The organism is Dorea chungnamensis (genome assembly GCF_039832125.1).
GTDB lineage: Bacteria > Bacillota > Clostridia > Lachnospirales > Lachnospiraceae > JAFBIX01.
The window spans coordinates 120,955-139,300 of record NZ_JBDOHT010000003.1; the positions used below are offsets into that span (position 1 = coordinate 120,955).

Sequence of the window (18,346 nt, forward strand, 5' to 3'; positions counted from 1 at the left end):
ATATAAAAAAACTCTATTTGAAGCCGAGGCCAAGGATTTATATAATATATAGTGAGAAGGGATACTAAGGTGGCGAAGGAGAATAGGGTATGTTTATAGACACACATATGCATGAAATGACATATTCAAAAGATAGTTTTCTAACATTAGATCAGATGGTACAGATTGCGAAAGAAAAAGGCCTGGGAGCCATTTGCATTACAGACCATGATGATATGGGACTGAAGGATTATGCGGCAGAATATTCGGCAAGAACAGGATTCCCGATATTTGTAGGAATTGAATTCTTTTCATTGCAAGGAGATATTGTAGCGTTTGGAATAGAGGATTATCCCAGAGAGAGAATCCCGGCGCAGGATTTCATTGATCTGGTGAAAGCGCAAGGTGGAGTGTGTTTTGCGGCGCATCCGTTTCGGAATAATAACCGGGGTCTGGAAGAGAACCTTCGCACGGTAAGGGGATTGGATGGACTGGAGGTTCTGAATGGGAGTACTTCGGTAGAGGCCTGCCAGAAAGCGGCAAGATACGCGATGGAACTGGGGTGTTTTACATTGGGATCCAGTGACTGCCACGTACCTGAGAAGGTTGGAGTGTGTGCGACCTATTTCCCAGAAGAAGTTCATACATTACAAGAATTTCTTGCGGTATTTAAGAAAGGGCAGATGAAGCCTGCGTATTATGCCGATGGAGCATATCGTGTGATTGATATAAAAGAATACGAAAGAGGGCGGGGCTATAGTACCTGTGGATTCTAGCCTTTTTCGGAAACTTTTACATATTATTACAAAAAAGTCATTTACCTTTTATGCGAACGATGATAGAATATGTCTATAAGTGTTGAGGGTAAAAAGACTGCAAAGAAAGGTGGAAGCGTCATGATTACAGTCAACGCAATGGGAGATAATTGCCCGATCCCGGTTATTAAGACCAAAAAGGCAATGCAGGCACTTACAGGTCCAGAGACAATTGAAGTCCTGGTAGACAATGAGATTGCTGTGCAGAATGTAACAAAGATGGCAGCAAGTGCCGGAGGACAAGTTTCTTCTGAAAAAGTAGGGGATGCCGAATTTAAAGTTACGATTCAGATGGAAGGTGCTCCAAAGGCAGAGGAACAGGAAGAAGAGACCTGTATGCCGGACGCAAGAAGCAACACTGTTGTAGTCATTTCTTCTGACCGTATGGGAAGTGGTAATGATGAGCTGGGGAAAGTCCTGATCAAAGGATTTATCTTTGCAGTAACTCAGCTTGATACATTGCCAAAGACCATGCTGTTCTATAATGGAGGAGCTACTTTGACAACAGAAGGATCTGACTCTTTGGCAGATCTGAAATCTCTTGAGGCACAAGGCGTCGAGATTATGACTTGCGGAACTTGCCTGGATTATTATGGATTAAAAGAAAAACTGGCTGTTGGTTCTGTGACCAATATGTACAGCATTGTTGAGACGATGGCAAAAGCAGGAAAGATTATTAAACCATAATGTAAGGTGTATAGTAAGACGGCCAGACTCCTGTGACAGCAGGAGCTGGCTTTTTTCATTGCATAGTAAGCTATGCAGGGCAAAAATATTTTTAGGAGGAACAAAAGTATGAAGTCTGATGTCAGATTAACGCAATTATCAAAAACGGCTGGGTGAGCGGCCAAGATAGGTCCGGAGACCCTTGCTCAGGTTCTGAGTAAGCTGCCCCAGTTCCATGATGATAATTTAATAGTAGGTATTGAAACGTCCGATGACGCAGCTATTTACAAAGTGACAGATGAGATTGCAATGATTCAGACAGTAGATTTCTTTACTCCGATTGTAGATGATCCTTATATGTTTGGACAGATTGCGGCTGCAAACTCCCTGAGTGATGTATGGGCCATGGGAGGAGAACCGGCAGTGGCACTTAACATAGTCGGATTTCCGAATTGTCTGGATCCGGCGATCTTGGGCGACATCCTGGCGGGTGGCGCGGATAAAGTGAAAGAAGCAGGTGCGGTACTGGTAGGAGGACACTCTGTACAAGATGATGAACCTAAGTATGGATTATGTGTGTCCGGTTTTGTACACCCTGATAAGATATTTAAAAATTATGGCTGCAGAGCTGGAGACATTCTCGTGCTTACCAAACAGATTGGAAGTGGTGTGGTGAATACTGCCATTAAGGCAGAGATGGCTTCGGCATCCGCCATCAAAGAAGCGCAGACAGTTATGGCGTCTCTGAATAAGAAAGGAAAGCAGGTTGTAGAGAAATACGATGTTTCTGCGTGTACAGATATTACTGGTTTTGGCCTTCTGGGGCATTGTGTAGAGATGGCTTCTGCCAGTGATGTAACATTTGAAATAAATGTAAAAGATATTGCTTATTTTGCAGATGCGATCGATTATGCCAAGATGGGCCTTGTTCCGGCAGGTGCATATAAGAACCGCGGATATTCTATCGGTAAGGTAGAAGCAGGCTCGGTGGAAGAGCATTATCTTGATCTTCTTTATGACCCGCAGACTTCCGGTGGTCTGCTGATCAGCGTATCCCCTGAATATCTTCAGGACATGCTGCGTGATTTTGACAATGCAGGTATGGATACGACGGTTTCGATTATCGGAAAAGTAGCAGAAAAAAGTGACAAATTAATCCGTCTGTTTTAAAACGAATAGAATGTAGAGGAAAAGACGATGAACAAGAAGGAATTATATCGCAGTATTCCAAAGGTAGATGTTCTGCTGGAGGATGAAGAGATTCAGGAGTTAATTGCTCATTACAGCAGAGATACGGTCATGGAAGCGATCCATGTAGAGATGGATAAGCTTCGAAAATATATCGGTCAATGCGATGAGGAAGATAAAGCCAAGACTCAGATTGATCTTTTGAAAGAGCATATTGAGAGAACAGTAGCAGCTATGCATACTCCGAATATGCGTATGGTCATTAATGGGACTGGGACGATTCTCCACACGAATCTGGGACGAGCTCCTATCAGCCAGGAGCATATGAAACGAGTTGCAGCAATTGCAACCGGATATTCCAATCTGGAATATAATCTGGAAGAAGGTCGCAGAGGAGAGCGCTATTCTCATTTTGAAAAATTATTATGTAAAATTACCGGAGCAGAAGCTGCCATGGCAGTAAATAATAATGCGGCAGCGGTGATGCTGATCCTAAGTTCACTGGCAAAAGGCGGAGAAGTAGTTGTATCCCGTGGTGAGCTGGTAGAGATTGGTGGTAAGTTCCGTATTCCGGATGTAATGGAGCAGAGTGGTGCCACACTTGTAGAAGTTGGTACTACGAATAAGACACATTATGATGATTATGAAAATGCAATCACTGAAGAGACAAAAGCACTCTTGAAGGTGCATACGAGTAATTACCGTATCGTGGGATTTACAGATACCGTAGGTATTGATGAATTGATACCGCTTGCCAAAGAGCATGATCTTCCGGTTGTTGAAGACTTGGGAAGTGGTGTGCTGATTGACCTTAGCAAGTATGGGATTACTTACGAACCGACGGTACAGGAGTCAATCGCCAAAGGTGCTGATGTAGTATGTTTCAGCGGAGATAAGTTGTTGGGTGGACCACAGGCCGGAATCATCATCGGAAAGAAAAAATATATCGATATGATGAAAAAGAACCAGCTGACCCGTGCTCTTCGAATTGATAAATTTACAGCGGCAACATTGGAATTGGTGCTGCAGGAGTATCTGTCTGAAGAGAAAGCAATTCAGAATATACCGGTACTTCGTATGATTACCAGACCATTAGAAGAGATCAGGAATGATGCCAGAAGTTTTAGCCGCATGTTAAAACGTGCGGGACTTCCGGCCAGAATAGATGTGCAGCCATGTGAATCACAGATTGGTGGAGGATCACTTCCGCTGGAACGGATTCCGAGTATGGCAGTGACGATTCATCCAGACAAGATCAGTGTACCGGAGTTGGAAGAACGGATGAGACATCTTCCGGTTCCGATTATCCCAAGGACGGTCAATGACACCATTCTTTTGGATGTCCGTACTTTGGATAAGACGACATTTAAATTAATCATCAGCCAGTTAAAAGAACTGGATATATTGGAGGAGACCAGCCTGTTATGAAGAATATAATTATTGGTACTGCAGGTCACATCGACCATGGGAAGACAACATTGATCAAGGCATTGACAGGAAGAAATACAGACCGTTGGGAAGAAGAACAGAGGAGAGGAATTACGATTGACCTTGGTTTTACGTATTTTGATCTTCCAAGCGGAGATCGTGCCGGAATTATTGATGTTCCCGGACATGAAAGATTTATTAACAACATGGTTGCCGGTGTGGTAGGTATGGATCTTGTTCTGTTGGTAATTGCCGCAGACGAAGGGATTATGCCGCAGACCAGAGAACATATGGATATTCTGAATCTTCTGGGGATCGAAAAGAGCATTATCGTACTGAATAAATGTGATCTGGTAGATGAAGAATGGCTGGAATTAGTGGAAGAAGAAGTAAAAGAAGAGCTGCACGGAACGTTTTTGGAACATGCACCGGTGGTAAAAGTATCAGCGGCGACAGGAGAAGGATTGGATTCGCTGATAGATACGATTGTGCATATGACCAGTGACGAAGTAGTATCAAAAGACGTGCAGACAATTCCAAGACTTCCGATTGACCGTGCATTTACACTGTCAGGATTTGGAACGATTATTACTGGTACGTTGGTATCGGGGACTATAACGAAAGAAGATACACTGGAGATGTATCCGATTGGAAAGGAATGTAAGATTCGCAGTATTCAGGTACATGGACAAGATAAGAATGAATGCTATGCCGGACAGCGTGTGGCAATCAATCTGTCTAATGTAAAGAAAAAGGAGATCAAACGAGGTTGTGTGTTGGCGCCGCCAAACAGTATGAAGAATACGGATCTTCTGGATGTAAAACTTCAGATCCTGGATTCATCTATGAGAATACTGACGAACCATACAAGACTGCATTTCTTCACGGGAACCAGTGAGATATTATGTCGTGCAGTCTTGCTTGATAAGGAAGAGATTGGACCGGGCGAGAGTGGCTATGTGCAGCTGCGGCTGGAGGAAGAGATTGCGGTAAGACGAGGTGATAAGTTCGTTGTCCGTTTTTATTCACCGATGGAAACGATTGGAGGAGGCGTGATTCTGGAACCGAATCCAGGAGTGAAGCGACGATTCCGTGAGGAGGTCATCGAAGAATTGAAACGCAAGGAATCTGGTTCTACAGCAGATGTCATTGAACTTCATGTAAAAGAACACAAAGATACATTGATCACAATGACAGAACTGGCAAAATTAACCGCGCTTTCTGTTGAAGAAGTACAGGAAGATGTCAAAGAACTGGAGGAACAAGGGTTAGTCTGCGTATTTCCGATGCGTAAGGACACCTATGTATGGCATACCGACAGCAAAAGAGCGGCTGGCCAGCTCTTGAATCAGGCACTAAAGAATTATGAAGATAAGTATCCGTATCGTTATGGCATGAAAAAAGCGGAAGTTCAGGTTACACATTTCCCAAAGATCAAACCGAATGTGTTTGACAAGATCATTGAAAAACTCATTGATGAGGGACATTTGAAACGAGTGGAAGAATTTTTGTGTACACCGGAATATGAAGTAAGAAAAGATGAGATATATGGCAAAGTATCTAAGATATTGATAGATACATTTGCAAAAGCAAAGTATGATTTCGTGCGTTATTCCGAGATTGATTTCAAAGGAATATCCAGAGATATAGTAGATGATATTTTGAATATTCTCCTGGAAGAACAGAAGATTGTTAAGGTTACAGACGATATGTATACTTTAAGTGAATATATGCAGCATGCGAAGGAGCTGATCCAAGAGAAACTTCAGGAGAATCCTGTGATCACGATTGCGCAGGTAAGAGATATTTTTGAGACTAGTAGAAAAAGTGCGAAACCTATACTTGAATATATGGATGGAATCAAGGTAACCAAGAAAACAGGAGCAGAGAGTGAAAGGGTAGCGTACTAATGAATTTAAAGCAATTAGAAGCCTTTGTCCAGGTGGCAGAAGGAGGAAGTTTTTCGAAAGCGGCAAAAAAGTTATATCTGACACAGCCGACGATCAGTGCACATGTTGCAGCTTTGGAGAAGGAACTCAATGTAAGGCTGTTCGTTAGAAATACAAAAGAAGTCAGTTTGTCTGAAGATGGAAAAGATCTGTATAAATATGCAAGACAAATGGTAGATCTGGAAAAGAAGATTGATGAACGATTTGGAACCAGAGAAGAAGGCGGAAAGCATTGTATAACGATTGCAGCTTCTACCATACCGGCACAGTATCTTCTTCCGAAAGTGCTGATGCGATTCAATGAAAAATATCCGGAAGAGCAGCTGAAGATTATGGAGACGGACAGCGCGAAAGTTGTAACACAGATTGTAGAGCATATGGTTGATGTGGGATTTACAGGAACTGTGTTGGAGAAGAAGCATTGTAAATACATGCCATTCTATAAAGATGAACTGGTTATTATTACACCGAATACAGAGAAATACCAGAAATTGAAGGACCACATGACGGATGATATCAGCTGGCTTTTAGAAGAACATGTGATTTTAAGAGAAGAAGGTTCCGGCACCCGAAAAGAAGCGGAAAAGCAATTGAAACAGGCAGGGGTTGATTTGTCGGATCTGGATATTATTGCAAGTATCGAGAATCAGGAGACGATTAAGAAATCTGTCCGTCAGGGAATGGGAATCTCTATATTATCCAAACTGGCAACAGCTGATGAGGCGGAAGCAGGATATGTGCTTGCATTTCCGATTCCAAAGGCCGATAAGGGAAGGGATATTAATCTTGTATACAACAAGAATTATCAGTTGTCTCGGTCAGCAGAAAGATTTATCAAAGTTGTGAAAGAAGTATATCCGGTAGAAAAATAATTAAACAGCGCCAGTTATAGACGTGATCTATAACTGGCGCTGTTTATAAGGTATTTCAATTAGACGGAACAGGGAATTCAGCATATACTTATAGGTATACGGTTGGGAGTTTCTGAAGAGGAAAGGACGGACAATAATTATGATATATTTAGATAACGCAGCAACTACCATGCATAAACCACAGGAAGTAATTGATGCAGTAGTGGCCGCTATGAGTTCAATGGGGAACGCGGGAAGAGGCGTCAATGACGCCTCTTTAAGTGCTTCCAGAATTATATATGATACCAGAGAAAAACTATGTCATCTTTTTCATGGTACCAATGCAAGGCAGATAGCATTTACGAATAATTCTACAGAAAGTTTGAATATAGCAATCAAAGGGATCCTTAATCCTGGGGATCATGTGATTACCACAATGTTGGAACATAATTCGGTGTTGAGACCGTTGTATGAGATGGAAGCCCGGGGTGTGAAGCTGACAATTGTGAAGAGTAATGAGCAGGGTACGCTAAACATTCAGGATATTGAGGACGCGATTACAGAAGAGACCAAGTTGATTATCTGTACGAATGGTTCTAACCTTACGGGAAATTATATCGATTTAAAGCCGATTGGCGAGATGGCACATAAGCATGGTGTCCTGTTTGCGGTAGATGCGTCACAGACTGCAGGTGTATTTCCGATAGATGTGCAGGACATGCAGATTGATATACTTTGTTTTACGGGACATAAGGGGTTGCTTGGTCCACAGGGAACAGGTGGAATCTATGTCCGGGAAGGACTGTCAGTTCGTCCGTTGAAGTCTGGAGGCAGTGGAGTGCAGACTTATAGTAAGATACATCCGGCAGAAATGCCTACAGCGTTAGAAGCAGGCACACTGAACGGTCATGGAATTGCAGGACTTCATGCCGCATTGGAATATTTGGAAAAGACAGGAATTGATTCAATACGGAATCGGGAACAGGATTTGATGTGGAGATTCTATGAAGGTGTAAAAGATATCCCAAATGTGAAAATATATGGGGATTTCAGCACGAAGAATCGCTGCGCGGTCGTGACATTGAATATAGGTGATTATGATTCTTCCGAAGTGAGTGATGCACTTCTTACAGAATATAATATTTCTACAAGATCAGGGGGACACTGTGCACCGCTTATGCATGAAGCACTTGGTACGGTAGAACAGGGGGCTGTAAGGTTCAGCTTTTCTCATTACAATACGGAAGAAGAGGTGGATACGGCAATAAAAGCGATCCGCGAATTATCACAAGACTAGAATGGGACAACCATTTTTTGTGTCTGGTGAAAGAGAGAGGAATTTAAAGGAGGAGTAAACATGAATTTATCAGATTCAAAGAAAAAATTAGCGCTGGCCGGCGTTATCTGTGGACTTGTAGCGGCATGTCTGGCAGCATTGGGCAATCCGGCCAATATGGCATTCTGTATTGCCTGCTTCATTCGTGATACGGCAGGTGCATTGGGGCTGCATCAGGCAGAAGTGGTACAGTATGCAAGACCAGAGATTATTGGACTCGTATTAGGAGCTTTTATTATCTCAGTAGCAACGAAAGAATATCGTTCTACAGCAGGCTCATCTCCTATGATCCGTTTTATCTTAGGAATGATCATTGTCATTGGTTCATTGGTATTCCTGGGCTGTCCTCTGCGTATGGTGATTCGTATGTCAGCAGGAGATCTGAATGCATGGGTAGCGTTCATTGGATTTATACTGGGAGTTGGAACAGGTGTTATTGCACTTAAAAAGGGATTCAGCCTTGGAAGAGCACACCTGGTGAATAAAGAAAGCGGAGTTGTTCTTCCGGTACTTATGCTTGGAATTTTGATTCTTGCACTGTGTACATCTCTTCTGAAGGCAAGTGAAGCAGGACCAGGAAGTATGCATGCTCCAATTATTGCATCTTTGATTGGCGGTCTGATTTTCGGAGCTTTTGCTCAGAAGTCCAGAATGTGCTTCGCTGGAAGTATCAGAGATATTATCTTGATGAAGAATTTTGATTTATTTAGTGTAATTGCAGGATTGTTTGCTGTGATGTTGGTGTTTAATGTGGCAACAGGACGTTTTGTCCTTGGATTCAATACACCTGGTATCATCGCACATTCTGAGCATCTGTGGAACATTCTTGGTATGTATACAGTTGGATTTGCAGCTGTTCTGGCAGGTGGATGCCCGCTTCGTCAGTTGATTCTGGCAGGGCAGGGCTCTTCTGATTCAGCGATGACTGTAATTGGAATGTTTGTGGGAGCAGCGTTATGCCACAATTTTGGTCTTGCTGCAAGTGGAACTGCATTAAATGCTGAAACACAGGAAGTTGTTGCAGGAGCAGTGCCGATGAACGGTAAGATTGCATGCATTATCTGTATTGTTGTATGTTTCATCATTGCTTTTACAAATAAGAGAGATGAAGCAAAATAATATTGAAATATTAGCCGATACATAGTATTCTAGGAAAGAAGGTAATAAATATGAAGGAAGTAGATGCAAGAGGTCTTTCTTGTCCAGAACCGCTTATGCTGACAGCAGAAGCGTTAAAAGGAGCTTCTGAGCCGGTGAAAGTACTGGTTACAGAGCCGCATCAGAAGATGAATGTAGAAAAATATGCGAAAGATCATGGTAAAAAACCAGTTTCTACGGAGAAAGACGGATACTTCGAAGTGGTGATTGAGTAGACATGAGAAAAAAAGAACTAAAATTAGTTGTGACGTTCCATACAACTGCAGATGCAATGGCAATGGAAAAGGCATGCAAAGAGCAGAATGTACCGGGACGTATCATTCCGGTCCCGAGAGCAATATCAGCGGGCTGTGGGCTTTCTTGGTGCGCAGATCTTGAAGACAGAGAACAGATTGTATCCATGATGAAAGAGACTGGAATTGAAGAAGAGGCTATGCATGAATGCATGGTATAAAAAAGAAAGTCGAAGTTCAGATGAGCTTCGACTTTTTATATATAAATTTATACTCCTGTTACAAAAGAATCTAACACATGTGGGAGCAATTTGTCACTATATTCGCTCAGAGAATATTTCCCTTTGAAAAGTGCCCAGTCATATAGCATGGCACGTTCATACATGGCGTAAATATTCATAAGCTCTTCGGCGGAACTTGTATTCTTGAATTCTCCGTGTTCCAGCCCTTCTTTCAGAATCTCAGTTATCCATTGGAAATAAAAACGTTTGTGGTCTGACAAAGACTTCTTGTCCTTTGTGATCAATTGTGATGAATAGAGGGAAGCGAGCAAATGGATGTCTACGCTTGTCTCTATCATATAAAACAATTCATGGTTCAAAAACAAAAGTTTATCGTAAGCCGATAAGTTAGGGTCGATGACAGCGGCCAGTTCCTCATATTTTTCGTCAAATAGATAGGATAAAGAATTTAACAGAGCCTCTTTGCCCTTGAAATAATGATAGAAGGTGCCTTTTGATGTCTTAGACGCTGCAATGATATCTTCCACAGTAGTCTTATCGTAGCCTTTTTTGTAAAATAAATTCCATGCGGCTTTTACAATACGGCTTTTGGTGGATTGGCGCTTACGTGGCATCGGCACTCATTCCTTTCTCTTGGTGAATGTATAAAAATAAATGATATCATGATATAAGCAGAAGCGGATTAAATATAATCCGCTTCTGTCCTATACTGTATGCTAATAAAACCCCGATTGTATTTAGCCTACCTGGAAACCATATTTCAATGGATCTGTTGGATCGATCAAGTATGTAGCAACACCTGTCAGATAGCAGCTTCCTGTGATCATTGGGATAACAGCGTCATAATCTGCAACCTTAGTTGTCTCTTTGATTACGCCCTTGAACAGTGATCCAATAAAGCTTTCGTAGATGAATTCTTCGCCTACGCCGATTTCTCCCCAGTGATGAAGAGTAGCAAGTTTAGCGCTTGTTCCTGTTCCACATGGTGAACGGTCTGCCATAGCATCTCCAAAGATTACTACGTTTCTCATAGAAGCTTTGTCTGGATTTGGTGTTGGTCCGTAGAACTCAACCAGGTCAACAGTATCAATGTCAAGCAATGGATGCTTTACAGGGATCTCTTTGTTGATAACATCCAGCATCTTCATACCTAATTTAGTGTATTCTGGAACAGTCTTAGGATTGATCTCTCCAATATCCAGTTTTGTAGTATCAACCAATGCGAAGAAGCTTCCACCGAAAGAAATTGTGAATTCGATTTCTTTTCCGTCGATAGTTACTTTCTGGTTTTCTTTGTAAACAAAAGCAGGTACATTTGTTAATGTTACGCTTTCAACTTTGCCGTCTTTTACGATAGCTTTTGTACGGATAAGTCCAGCTGGTGCATCTAATACAACCTCGTTCTCTCCTTCGTGAGATTCAACAAGACCAGCCTCGATTGCAACCGTTACAGCACCGATTGTACAGTGACCGCACATGTTCAGGTATCCGCCTGTATCCATGAACATTACTCCGAAATCTGCTTCTGGGTGAACCGGTTTGCAAAGGAATGCACCGAACATATCGTGGTGTCCTCTTGGTTCAAACATAAGCGCTGTACGAACCTGGTCGTAATTCTTCTCCATCCATTTTTTCTTTTCGATCATTGTGTTTCCTTCTGGCTCTGGAAAACCACCAATAACGATTCGGCAGAACTCTCCAACAGTGTGAGAATCAACTACCTGCAATGCAGCCTCGAAACGATCGAAATTAACATTTGCCTGTAAAGCCATATCTCTTTACCTCCTTGTTTTTAATTGGACCCATAGATAATATCTATAAGCCGTTTATAAAAACACCTAGAAAACCCCCTTGTTTTCTTAGTGCCTTTTTACATATTGCATAAAACTAATTTTTCTAAAACGACAGATTTTTAACAAATAGACTGCGTTCTAGTATCGCGTTCAATTTCTAATTTTATTATGTAGGATAAACCTTGAAAAGTCAATGCTTTTTTGCTATTATAAAAATAAATAAAAACGGTTGAAATATATGGGAAAGTGTGTTATTGTTAATTCGCATGAAATAATATATCTATGGGGGTAGTTGGGTGACTGGTGTGCCCCCTAGTCTTCAAAACTAGTGTTGGGCGTTAAGAGCGTCCTGGGTGGGTTCGATTCCCACATGCCCTCGCCAAAAAAAGAAGCAAATGCTGTTAAAAAAATGGCAAATACTCATAGATAAAACTTATAAATAGAAAAATACAAAAATATATGATTGGGGAATAAGTAAACGAAATGGAGAGTTTCGTTTTTGCTTATATTTAAAAAAGAAAAGGAGAATGTGACATGGGAAACGTACAGATTTTATTGCGTCAGCACGTGGGTGCTCCGTGCGCACCGTGCGTTGAGGTAGGGGCAGACGTAAAAAAAGGTACTCTGATTGCTACACCTACAGGACTTGGAGCAAATATTTTCTCAAGTGTTTATGGAAAAGTAGCTGAGATCACAGATGATCGTATTATTATTGAACCAGCTGCTGAACAGCCGGACGAGTTCGTGCCAATTGATGAATCAGTTGGATTGCCGGAAAATGCTACAAAGCTTGATATGGTTAAAGCAGCCGGAGTTGTAGGTCTGGGAGGCGCTGGATTCCCGACAGGAGTTAAACTTAACATCAACCTTGCTGAGACACCTCTTGGAGAAATGAATCCGGAGATTAATCCGGAAATCGATGATGTAGAAGAGCCGGGTAAATACAGCTACATCTTAGTAAATGCAGCAGAGTGTGAGCCGGGACTTGAACACAACATCAGACAGCTTGAAGAACAGTGTGATAAATGCCTCCGTGGTGTAAAATACAGTATGGAGATCACACAGGCTGATAAAGCAATCTTCGCAATTAAAAAGAAAAATAAAAAAGCTGTGAAAACATTGATGGCAGCAATTGAAAATGAAGAGAATATTTCATTGCATCTGCTTCCGGATATTTACCCGATGGGAGAAGAGCGTGCAGTTGTTCGTGAGTGCCTTGGATTAAACCTTGATACAACACAGCTTCCTTCAGCGGCAAGAGCCGTTGTTGTTAACCTTGAGACCGCAGCAAGAATTGCTGAGGCAATTGATGAGAAGAGACCATGTATCAGCAAAAACATGACAGTTCGCGGTAACATCAAAGGTGGAAATGCAGCTCATGTATTTATGGATGTACCGATCGGTGTTTCTGTTGGTGAGATGATCGAAAAAGCCGGCGGACTGGATAAACCGGATGAAGTTGGTGAAATCATCATGGGTGGAGCGTTCACAGGACGTGCAGTAGAGCTTGATGAGCCAACGACAAAGACAACAGGTGGTATCCTTACAACATACAAAATGCCAGACCTTACAGGTAAGAAAGTGGGACTTCTTGTCTGTGCATGTGGCGGTAATGAAGCACGTATGCGTGTGATCGCAGAGAAAATGCATGGTGAAGTTGTGTCTGTATGCAGATGTAAACAGGCAATTGAGAATAAACCGGGTGCACCACTTAAGTGCCTTCGTCCTGGAAACTGTCCTGGACAGGTTAAAAACAATATGCAGTTTAAGAAAGATGGCTGCGAATATATTATCATTGGTAACTGTTCAGACTGTACAAACACAGTTATGGCATCTGCTCCTCAGATGGGACTTAAAGTATTCCATCAGACAGATCATGTTATGAGAGCGGTTGGTCACGCACAGTATCGTCAGCTTACAGTATCTAAATGGGTTGACCAGGATATTGATGTAGAAGACTAGTTATGGTATAAATTGCAGAAGTAAGGAGTGATTCCCCGATATGACTCTTTACGAAGCAATTATATATATGTTAATTATCACAATTAGCGAAGTAATTAAAAGGAGGGAACAATATGTCTATTACAGCTGAAACAGCGAAACAACATGCAAATGATCCTGCAGTGTTATGCTGTAGAGCAGAGGCTGGAATCATTATTGAGCCAGCAAATCTTGAAGATCCAGCAATTTTTGATGAGTTAGTTGACTCTGGATTATTGAATCTTGATGGATGCTTAAAAATTGGACAAATTTTAGGAGCAAAACTTACAAAAACTCTTGATTCTCTTTCACCGCTGACAGCAGATGTTGTTGAGGGAGCAAAAGATTCTGTAGAGGAAGAAGCAGAGGAAGCAGCAGAGGAAGCGGCTCCAGCAGTAGCAGCTCCAGCAGCAGCTCCGGTAGCAGCAGCTCCAGCAGCAACAGCAGTTGCAGGCGGAGTTCTTAAAATCCACATTGGTGAAGGAAAAGATATTGATCTTTCTATTCCGGTTGGTGCACTTGGCGGAGGCGCTGAGGTAGTAGAAGTAGCTCCGGCAGCAGCTCCAGCAGCAGCTCCGGCAGCTCCGACAGCTGAAGAAGTAGCAAAAGAAGGAAAGGTTGTAAGAAGCCTTACAAGAAAACATTTTGCTATCACAGAAGTTAAGAGAGGACCAGAGACAAAGATCGAAGGAACAGTTCTTACAATCCGTGAAGGTATTGAAGCAGATGTAATTGCTAATTCTGATCTTGTTAAAGATTTCCATCTTGAAATCGTTACACCAAAGGAGTATCACACATATTCTGAGACAATCATGGATGTTCAGCCAATCGCAACAAAAGAAGGCGATGCTAAGATCGGACAGGGCGTTACAAGAGTAATCGATGGCGCTATCATGATGCTTTCAGGAACAGACGAAGGTGGAGTTCAGATCGGTGAGTTCGGTTCTTCCGAAGGATATATGGATGAAAACATTATGTGGGGACGTCCGGGATGTCCAGATAAGGGAGAAATCTTTATCAAAGGTAATATCGTAGTTCAGGAAAAGACAAACATGGAACGTCGTGGACCTATGGCTGCACATACAGCATTTGATATTATCACACAGGAAATCCGTGAAGCATTGAAGAAACTTGAAGAAGACCTTGTAGTAGATACAGAGGAATTCGTTCAGGTTCGTCACCCAGGTCAGAAGAAAGTAGTTATTTGTAAAGAAATCATGGGACAGGGAGCTATGCATGATAACTTCATCCTTCCGGTAGAACCATGTGGAATTCTTGGAGCAAGAGCTAACGTTGACCTTGGTAACCTTCCAGTATGTATGAGCCCATTGGAAGTTCTTGATGGATGTATCCACGCTCTTACATGTATCGGACCTGCATCTAAAGAGATGACAAGACATTACTGGAGAGAGCCACTTGTACTTGAGGCACTTGCTGATCCAGAAATTGACCTTTGTGGTGTAATCTTTGTTGGATCTCCACAGATCAACGCTGAGAAGTTCTATGTATCTGAAAGACTTGGTCAGACAGTAGAAATGATGGACGTTGACGGTGCATTTATTACAACAGAAGGTTTCGGAAACAACCATATCGACTTTGCAAGTCATCATGAGCAGATTGGTATGAGAGGAGTTCCTGTAGTAGGACTTTCATACTGTGCAGTTCAGGGAGCGCTCGTAGTTGGTAACAAGTACATGACAGCAATGGTAGATAACAACAAATCTGAAGGCGGTATTGAGAACGAAATCCTTGGAAACAATACACTTTGCCACGAAGATGCAATTCGTGCTCTTGAGATGCTCAAAGTTCAGATGGCAGGTGAAGTAATTAAACCAGCTGAAAAGAAATGGAATCCGAACGTTAAGGCTACGAACATTGAAGTGATCGAAGATGCTATCGGATCAAAGATTGATCTTGTAGAAAATGAGCAGGCACTTCCACTTAGCCAGAAACGTATTGATAAAGGATACAACTAAGAATAAGGTGTTTTAAATGAATGACGAACGATTGAAATATGGTGACAGAATCATATACATGGAGGGAATCTGTGTTGATGTTGATGATTGCAGCATCAGTGTGGATTTGAAAGGACGATTGGGATTTTTCAAAGCTCCGAAGAGAATGTTTATCTGTGATACTGAACCAAAGATTGGTCAGGAATTTGGATGGCATATGAGTTTTCCGGAGCAGCTTGGTCCTGAAATCCATGAAAAGTACGTCAGTAATTTAGAAAAAGAGCGTCGTAAACAAGCAGAAATGAGCACTCGTTTAAAGAAAGAGGAGGAATAAAAATGAGTTTAACGGTTGTTAAAGGATTACAATCAGAAATCTTCGTTCCAATTACTCCACCGATGGTATGGACACCAGTAGAGAAAGAGTTGAAGGATATGACAGTTGCTCTTGCTACAGCAGCAGGTGTACATCAGGTAGATCAGGAAAGATTTAACCTTGCAGGTGACTTTACTTGGAGAAAGATCGATGATAAATGCCCATCTGATAAATTGATGGTATCTCATGGTGGATATGATAACAGTGATGTTAATAAAGATATCAACTGTATGTTCCCTATCGATAGACTTCATGAATTAGTAGAAGAAGGATTTATTAAGGCTACAGCTCCATTCCATGCTGGATTCATGGGTGGTGGCGGAAACCAGGAAAAATTCAAACATGAGACAGGTCCTGCAGTAGCAGCAATGCTGAAAGAGGAAGGCGTAGATGCAGCTATCCTCACAGCTGGATGAGGTACCTGTCACCGCTCTGCAGTATTGGTGCAGAGAGCGATTGAAGAGGCTGGAATTCCTACAATTATTATTGCAGCTCTTCCACCAGTTGTACGTCAGACTGGTACTCCACGTGCGGTTGCTCCGTTGGTACCTATGGGTGCTAATGCAGGTGGTCCTCACAATGTGGAACAGCAGACAGCTATCGTAAAAGCTACTCTTGAGCAGTTGGTTGAGATCCAGACACCTGGAAAGATCGTTCCATTGCCATTCGAGTATGTTGCTAAAATCTAATATACAACAAAACATCAGGAGGGAAATGGATTGTCCATTTCCCTTTTTAGATTCTTTCATTGATTATAGAAAGAGTAATAAAAAAGGATTGATTTTGTATACTGGTATGATAAAATAAAGACAAGTGAGTTTACGTAGCAAAAAATGCTAAAGGAGGATATAGAAAATATGACAGTTGAGGAACAGAAATTACGTCGCCTAACCATTAAAGCATATCATATGGATACGGTTGTTGAGGGTGATCGTAATGATATTACAACAGGCGGAAAGATGACTGTTTGTAAAGATATTATCCCGGAATTATTAAAGGATGCAAAGTATATTACAGATATTGATATTCAGGTAATCCAGCCGGGAGATCATGATCGTTGGACCAACACGATCATGGACATTATTCCGATTTCTACAAAAGTGCTCGGAGTATTGGGAGAAGGAATCACACATACAATTACCGGTGTATACGTGATGCTTACCGGTGTAGATGTGAATGGAAAGCAGTGTCATGAATTTGGATCATCAGAAGGTAACTTAAAAGAGCAGCTCGTGCTTAATAAGGCGGGTACTCCGGGAGATAATGATGTGATTATTTCCTTCGATGTTACACTTGCAGCAGGTATGGGACAGGAAAGACCGGGTCCGACGGAAGCACATTTGCTTTGTGATAAATTCATTAATATTTTCAGAGAAAAACTGAAAAAATTTAATGGAAATCAGTGTACGGAGAAGCATGTATATCATGATATAGTACGCCCCGGTAAGAAACGTGTTTTGATTATCAAACAGGTCGCAGGGCAGGGGGCGATGTATGATACTCATATGTTCTCGAAAGAGCCATCTTGCTCGATTGGATCAAAATCCATCATTGATATGGGCAATATGCCGGTAATAGTTACACCGAATGAATATAGAGACGGAATTATCCGTTCCATGCAGTAAGAAGGGAGAAGAATATTATGGGAATTGGTCCTTCAACAAAAGAAACATCATTACATCACTTCAGAGACCCGCTTCTTGAGGTAGTTGCAGAAGATACAGACCTTGATCTGCTGGGAATCATGCTTGTCGGTTCTCCGGATGGTAACGAAGACAAGATGCTTGTTGGTACGAGAGCGGCTGTAGCAGCAGAATGTATGCGTGCAGACGGTGTTATCTTGTCCTGTGATGGCTGGGGAAACAGCCATGTCGATTACACAAATACGATTGAACAGATCGGTGAGCGTGGCATTCCTGTTACGGGAATTACCTTTAATGGTACGGTTGCACAATTTGTAGTTGTGAATGATTATCTGGATGCGATCGTAGATATCAATAAGAGCGCGACAGGTGAAGAGACAAATGTTGTCGGTGAGAACAATATGGATCGTATTGACTGTCTGAAAGCGAAAGCGTTATTGAAGCTTAAGATGAGAAAGAAAGATCAGGAAAACAAATAAATAGAAATAACAGATGATAAAGAAAAGGCACGACCTGTATGTCGTGCCCTTTCTTTTTGGTATGTCATTGAGAGGTTTTCCTCGTTGCATTGCAGTTTTGTATATACAAAGCTGGGGAATGCTCCTCATAAAGAGGATGTATATATTTAATTGGAGTTCACCGATGCAAGAACGTTCTTGGGGAAAACGATCGGCAACGGATCAACTGCAATAACAACCAAAATTGTTGTTGACTTAATGCATATGATTTTTCAAAAAAGGCAGTTTCCCTGTCAGGA

19 protein-coding genes and 1 tRNA gene are annotated in these 18,346 nt (G+C 41.8%); 18 read left to right on the top strand and 2 right to left on the bottom strand.

Features of this window, described 5'->3' with window-relative positions; translation table 11 throughout:
• The first annotated feature begins 89 nt into the window (after positions 1-89).
• The 10 genes from ABE613_RS03820 to ABE613_RS03865 all read left to right on the top strand — a co-directional run bounded on the left by ABE613_RS03820 (position 90) and on the right by ABE613_RS03865 (position 9,824).
• Complete coding sequence (locus ABE613_RS03820; protein ID WP_235232246.1) at positions 90-755, top strand: PHP domain-containing protein; 666 nt, start codon at positions 90-92, stop codon at positions 753-755.
• A 120-nt stretch (positions 756-875) separates the two neighbouring features.
• A complete protein-coding gene (gene yedF / locus ABE613_RS03825; protein ID WP_235232245.1) occupies positions 876-1,481 on the top strand; it encodes a sulfurtransferase-like selenium metabolism protein YedF in 606 nt (201 codons plus the stop codon).
• A 108-nt stretch (positions 1,482-1,589) separates the two neighbouring features.
• Complete coding sequence (gene selD, locus ABE613_RS03830; RefSeq protein ID WP_235232244.1) at positions 1,590-2,630, top strand: selenide, water dikinase SelD; 1,041 nt, start codon at positions 1,590-1,592, stop codon at positions 2,628-2,630.
• Between the two features lie 27 nt (positions 2,631-2,657).
• Positions 2,658-4,076 carry an L-seryl-tRNA(Sec) selenium transferase gene (gene selA / locus ABE613_RS03835; protein ID WP_235232243.1) on the top strand — a complete coding sequence of 473 codons (1,419 nt, stop codon included), beginning with the start codon at positions 2,658-2,660 and terminating at the stop codon, positions 4,074-4,076.
• The gene (selB, locus tag ABE613_RS03840; protein WP_347375738.1) at positions 4,073-5,986 is read left to right on the top strand and encodes a selenocysteine-specific translation elongation factor; all 1,914 of its coding nucleotides are present in this window, start codon (positions 4,073-4,075) and stop codon (positions 5,984-5,986) included. The genes selA and selB overlap by 4 nt, the downstream gene beginning before the upstream one ends.
• On the top strand, positions 5,986-6,897 hold the full coding sequence (locus ABE613_RS03845) for a selenium metabolism-associated LysR family transcriptional regulator (RefSeq protein WP_235232241.1): 912 nt from the start codon (positions 5,986-5,988) through the stop codon (positions 6,895-6,897). Before selB ends, ABE613_RS03845 begins: the two co-directional genes overlap by 1 nt.
• 139 nt (positions 6,898-7,036) lie before the next feature.
• Positions 7,037-8,173, top strand: coding sequence for an aminotransferase class V-fold PLP-dependent enzyme (locus tag ABE613_RS03850; RefSeq protein WP_235232240.1), 1,137 nt, complete (start codon positions 7,037-7,039; stop codon positions 8,171-8,173).
• A gap of 60 nt (positions 8,174-8,233) precedes the next feature.
• Entirely contained in the window at positions 8,234-9,331 is a 1,098-nt protein-coding gene (gene yedE, locus ABE613_RS03855) for a YedE family putative selenium transporter (protein ID WP_235232239.1), read from the top strand.
• Positions 9,332-9,381: 50 nt separating this feature from the next.
• Positions 9,382-9,585, top strand: coding sequence for a sulfurtransferase TusA family protein (locus tag ABE613_RS03860; RefSeq protein WP_235232238.1), 204 nt, complete (start codon positions 9,382-9,384; stop codon positions 9,583-9,585).
• Between the two features lie 2 nt (positions 9,586-9,587).
• Entirely contained in the window at positions 9,588-9,824 is a 237-nt protein-coding gene (locus tag ABE613_RS03865; RefSeq protein WP_235232237.1) for a putative Se/S carrier protein, read from the top strand.
• Positions 9,825-9,871: 47 nt separating this feature from the next.
• On the opposite strand, the gene ABE613_RS03870 is transcribed toward ABE613_RS03865, so the two are convergent.
• Together ABE613_RS03870 and ABE613_RS03875 are read right to left on the bottom strand one after the other, a co-directional pair.
• The gene (locus ABE613_RS03870; protein WP_235232236.1) at positions 9,872-10,459 is read right to left on the bottom strand and encodes a TetR/AcrR family transcriptional regulator; all 588 of its coding nucleotides are present in this window, start codon (positions 10,457-10,459) and stop codon (positions 9,872-9,874) included.
• 123 nt (positions 10,460-10,582) lie between these two features.
• Positions 10,583-11,617 carry a proline racemase family protein gene (locus tag ABE613_RS03875; RefSeq protein ID WP_235232235.1) on the bottom strand — a complete coding sequence of 345 codons (1,035 nt, stop codon included), beginning with the start codon at positions 11,615-11,617 and terminating at the stop codon, positions 10,583-10,585.
• A 305-nt stretch (positions 11,618-11,922) separates the two neighbouring features.
• Between ABE613_RS03875 and ABE613_RS03880 the strand changes: the two genes are divergently transcribed.
• From ABE613_RS03880 to ABE613_RS03910, 8 genes are all read left to right on the top strand, one after another.
• Positions 11,923-12,020, top strand: a tRNA-Sec gene (locus ABE613_RS03880).
• 152 nt (positions 12,021-12,172) lie between these two features.
• Positions 12,173-13,600, top strand: a complete 1,428-nt coding sequence (locus ABE613_RS03885) for a proline reductase-associated electron transfer protein PrdC (protein ID WP_235232234.1) — start codon at positions 12,173-12,175, stop codon at positions 13,598-13,600.
• 113 nt (positions 13,601-13,713) lie between these two features.
• Positions 13,714-15,594: a D-proline reductase (dithiol) proprotein PrdA gene (gene prdA / locus ABE613_RS03890; protein ID WP_347375739.1), complete on the top strand. Its 1,881-nt coding sequence runs from the start codon at positions 13,714-13,716 to the stop codon at positions 15,592-15,594.
• A gap of 16 nt (positions 15,595-15,610) precedes the next feature.
• The gene (locus ABE613_RS03895; RefSeq protein WP_235232232.1) at positions 15,611-15,907 is read left to right on the top strand and encodes a CBO2463/CBO2479 domain-containing protein; all 297 of its coding nucleotides are present in this window, start codon (positions 15,611-15,613) and stop codon (positions 15,905-15,907) included.
• Between the two features lie 2 nt (positions 15,908-15,909).
• Positions 15,910-16,362 (top strand): glycine/sarcosine/betaine reductase selenoprotein B family protein, encoded by a 453-nt coding sequence (locus ABE613_RS15140; RefSeq protein ID WP_510182343.1) that lies wholly within the window; start codon positions 15,910-15,912, stop codon positions 16,360-16,362.
• A 27-nt stretch (positions 16,363-16,389) separates the two neighbouring features.
• Entirely contained in the window at positions 16,390-16,635 is a 246-nt protein-coding gene (locus ABE613_RS15145; protein WP_510182344.1) for a hypothetical protein, read from the top strand.
• 168 nt (positions 16,636-16,803) lie between these two features.
• Entirely contained in the window at positions 16,804-17,571 is a 768-nt protein-coding gene (prdD, locus tag ABE613_RS03905) for a proline reductase cluster protein PrdD (protein ID WP_235232230.1), read from the top strand.
• 17 nt (positions 17,572-17,588) lie between these two features.
• Entirely contained in the window at positions 17,589-18,068 is a 480-nt protein-coding gene (locus ABE613_RS03910; RefSeq protein WP_235232229.1) for a glycine/sarcosine/betaine reductase component B subunit, read from the top strand.
• Positions 18,069-18,346: the final 278 nt, after the last annotated feature.

Excerpts from the sequence above, each read along its gene's own strand:
- ABE613_RS03820 (WP_235232246.1), top strand. The coding sequence starts at position 90 with ATGTTTATAGACACACATATGCATGAAATGACATATTCAAAAGATAGT.
- yedF (WP_235232245.1), top strand. The coding sequence starts at position 876 with ATGATTACAGTCAACGCAATGGGAGATAATTGCCCGATCCCGGTTATT.
- selA (WP_235232243.1), top strand. The coding sequence starts at position 2,658 with ATGAACAAGAAGGAATTATATCGCAGTATTCCAAAGGTAGATGTTCTG.
- selB (WP_347375738.1), top strand. The coding sequence starts at position 4,073 with ATGAAGAATATAATTATTGGTACTGCAGGTCACATCGACCATGGGAAG.
- ABE613_RS03845 (WP_235232241.1), top strand. The coding sequence starts at position 5,986 with ATGAATTTAAAGCAATTAGAAGCCTTTGTCCAGGTGGCAGAAGGAGGA.
- ABE613_RS03850 (WP_235232240.1), top strand. The coding sequence starts at position 7,037 with ATGATATATTTAGATAACGCAGCAACTACCATGCATAAACCACAGGAA.
- yedE (WP_235232239.1), top strand. The coding sequence starts at position 8,234 with ATGAATTTATCAGATTCAAAGAAAAAATTAGCGCTGGCCGGCGTTATC.
- ABE613_RS03860 (WP_235232238.1), top strand. The coding sequence starts at position 9,382 with ATGAAGGAAGTAGATGCAAGAGGTCTTTCTTGTCCAGAACCGCTTATG.
- ABE613_RS03865 (WP_235232237.1), top strand. The coding sequence starts at position 9,588 with ATGAGAAAAAAAGAACTAAAATTAGTTGTGACGTTCCATACAACTGCA.
- ABE613_RS03870 (WP_235232236.1), bottom strand. The coding sequence starts at position 10,459 with ATGCCACGTAAGCGCCAATCCACCAAAAGCCGTATTGTAAAAGCCGCA.
- ABE613_RS03875 (WP_235232235.1), bottom strand. The coding sequence starts at position 11,617 with ATGGCTTTACAGGCAAATGTTAATTTCGATCGTTTCGAGGCTGCATTG.
- ABE613_RS03885 (WP_235232234.1), top strand. The coding sequence starts at position 12,173 with ATGGGAAACGTACAGATTTTATTGCGTCAGCACGTGGGTGCTCCGTGC.
- prdA (WP_347375739.1), top strand. The coding sequence starts at position 13,714 with ATGTCTATTACAGCTGAAACAGCGAAACAACATGCAAATGATCCTGCA.
- ABE613_RS03895 (WP_235232232.1), top strand. The coding sequence starts at position 15,611 with ATGAATGACGAACGATTGAAATATGGTGACAGAATCATATACATGGAG.
- ABE613_RS15140 (WP_510182343.1), top strand. The coding sequence starts at position 15,910 with ATGAGTTTAACGGTTGTTAAAGGATTACAATCAGAAATCTTCGTTCCA.
- prdD (WP_235232230.1), top strand. The coding sequence starts at position 16,804 with ATGACAGTTGAGGAACAGAAATTACGTCGCCTAACCATTAAAGCATAT.
- ABE613_RS03910 (WP_235232229.1), top strand. The coding sequence starts at position 17,589 with ATGGGAATTGGTCCTTCAACAAAAGAAACATCATTACATCACTTCAGA.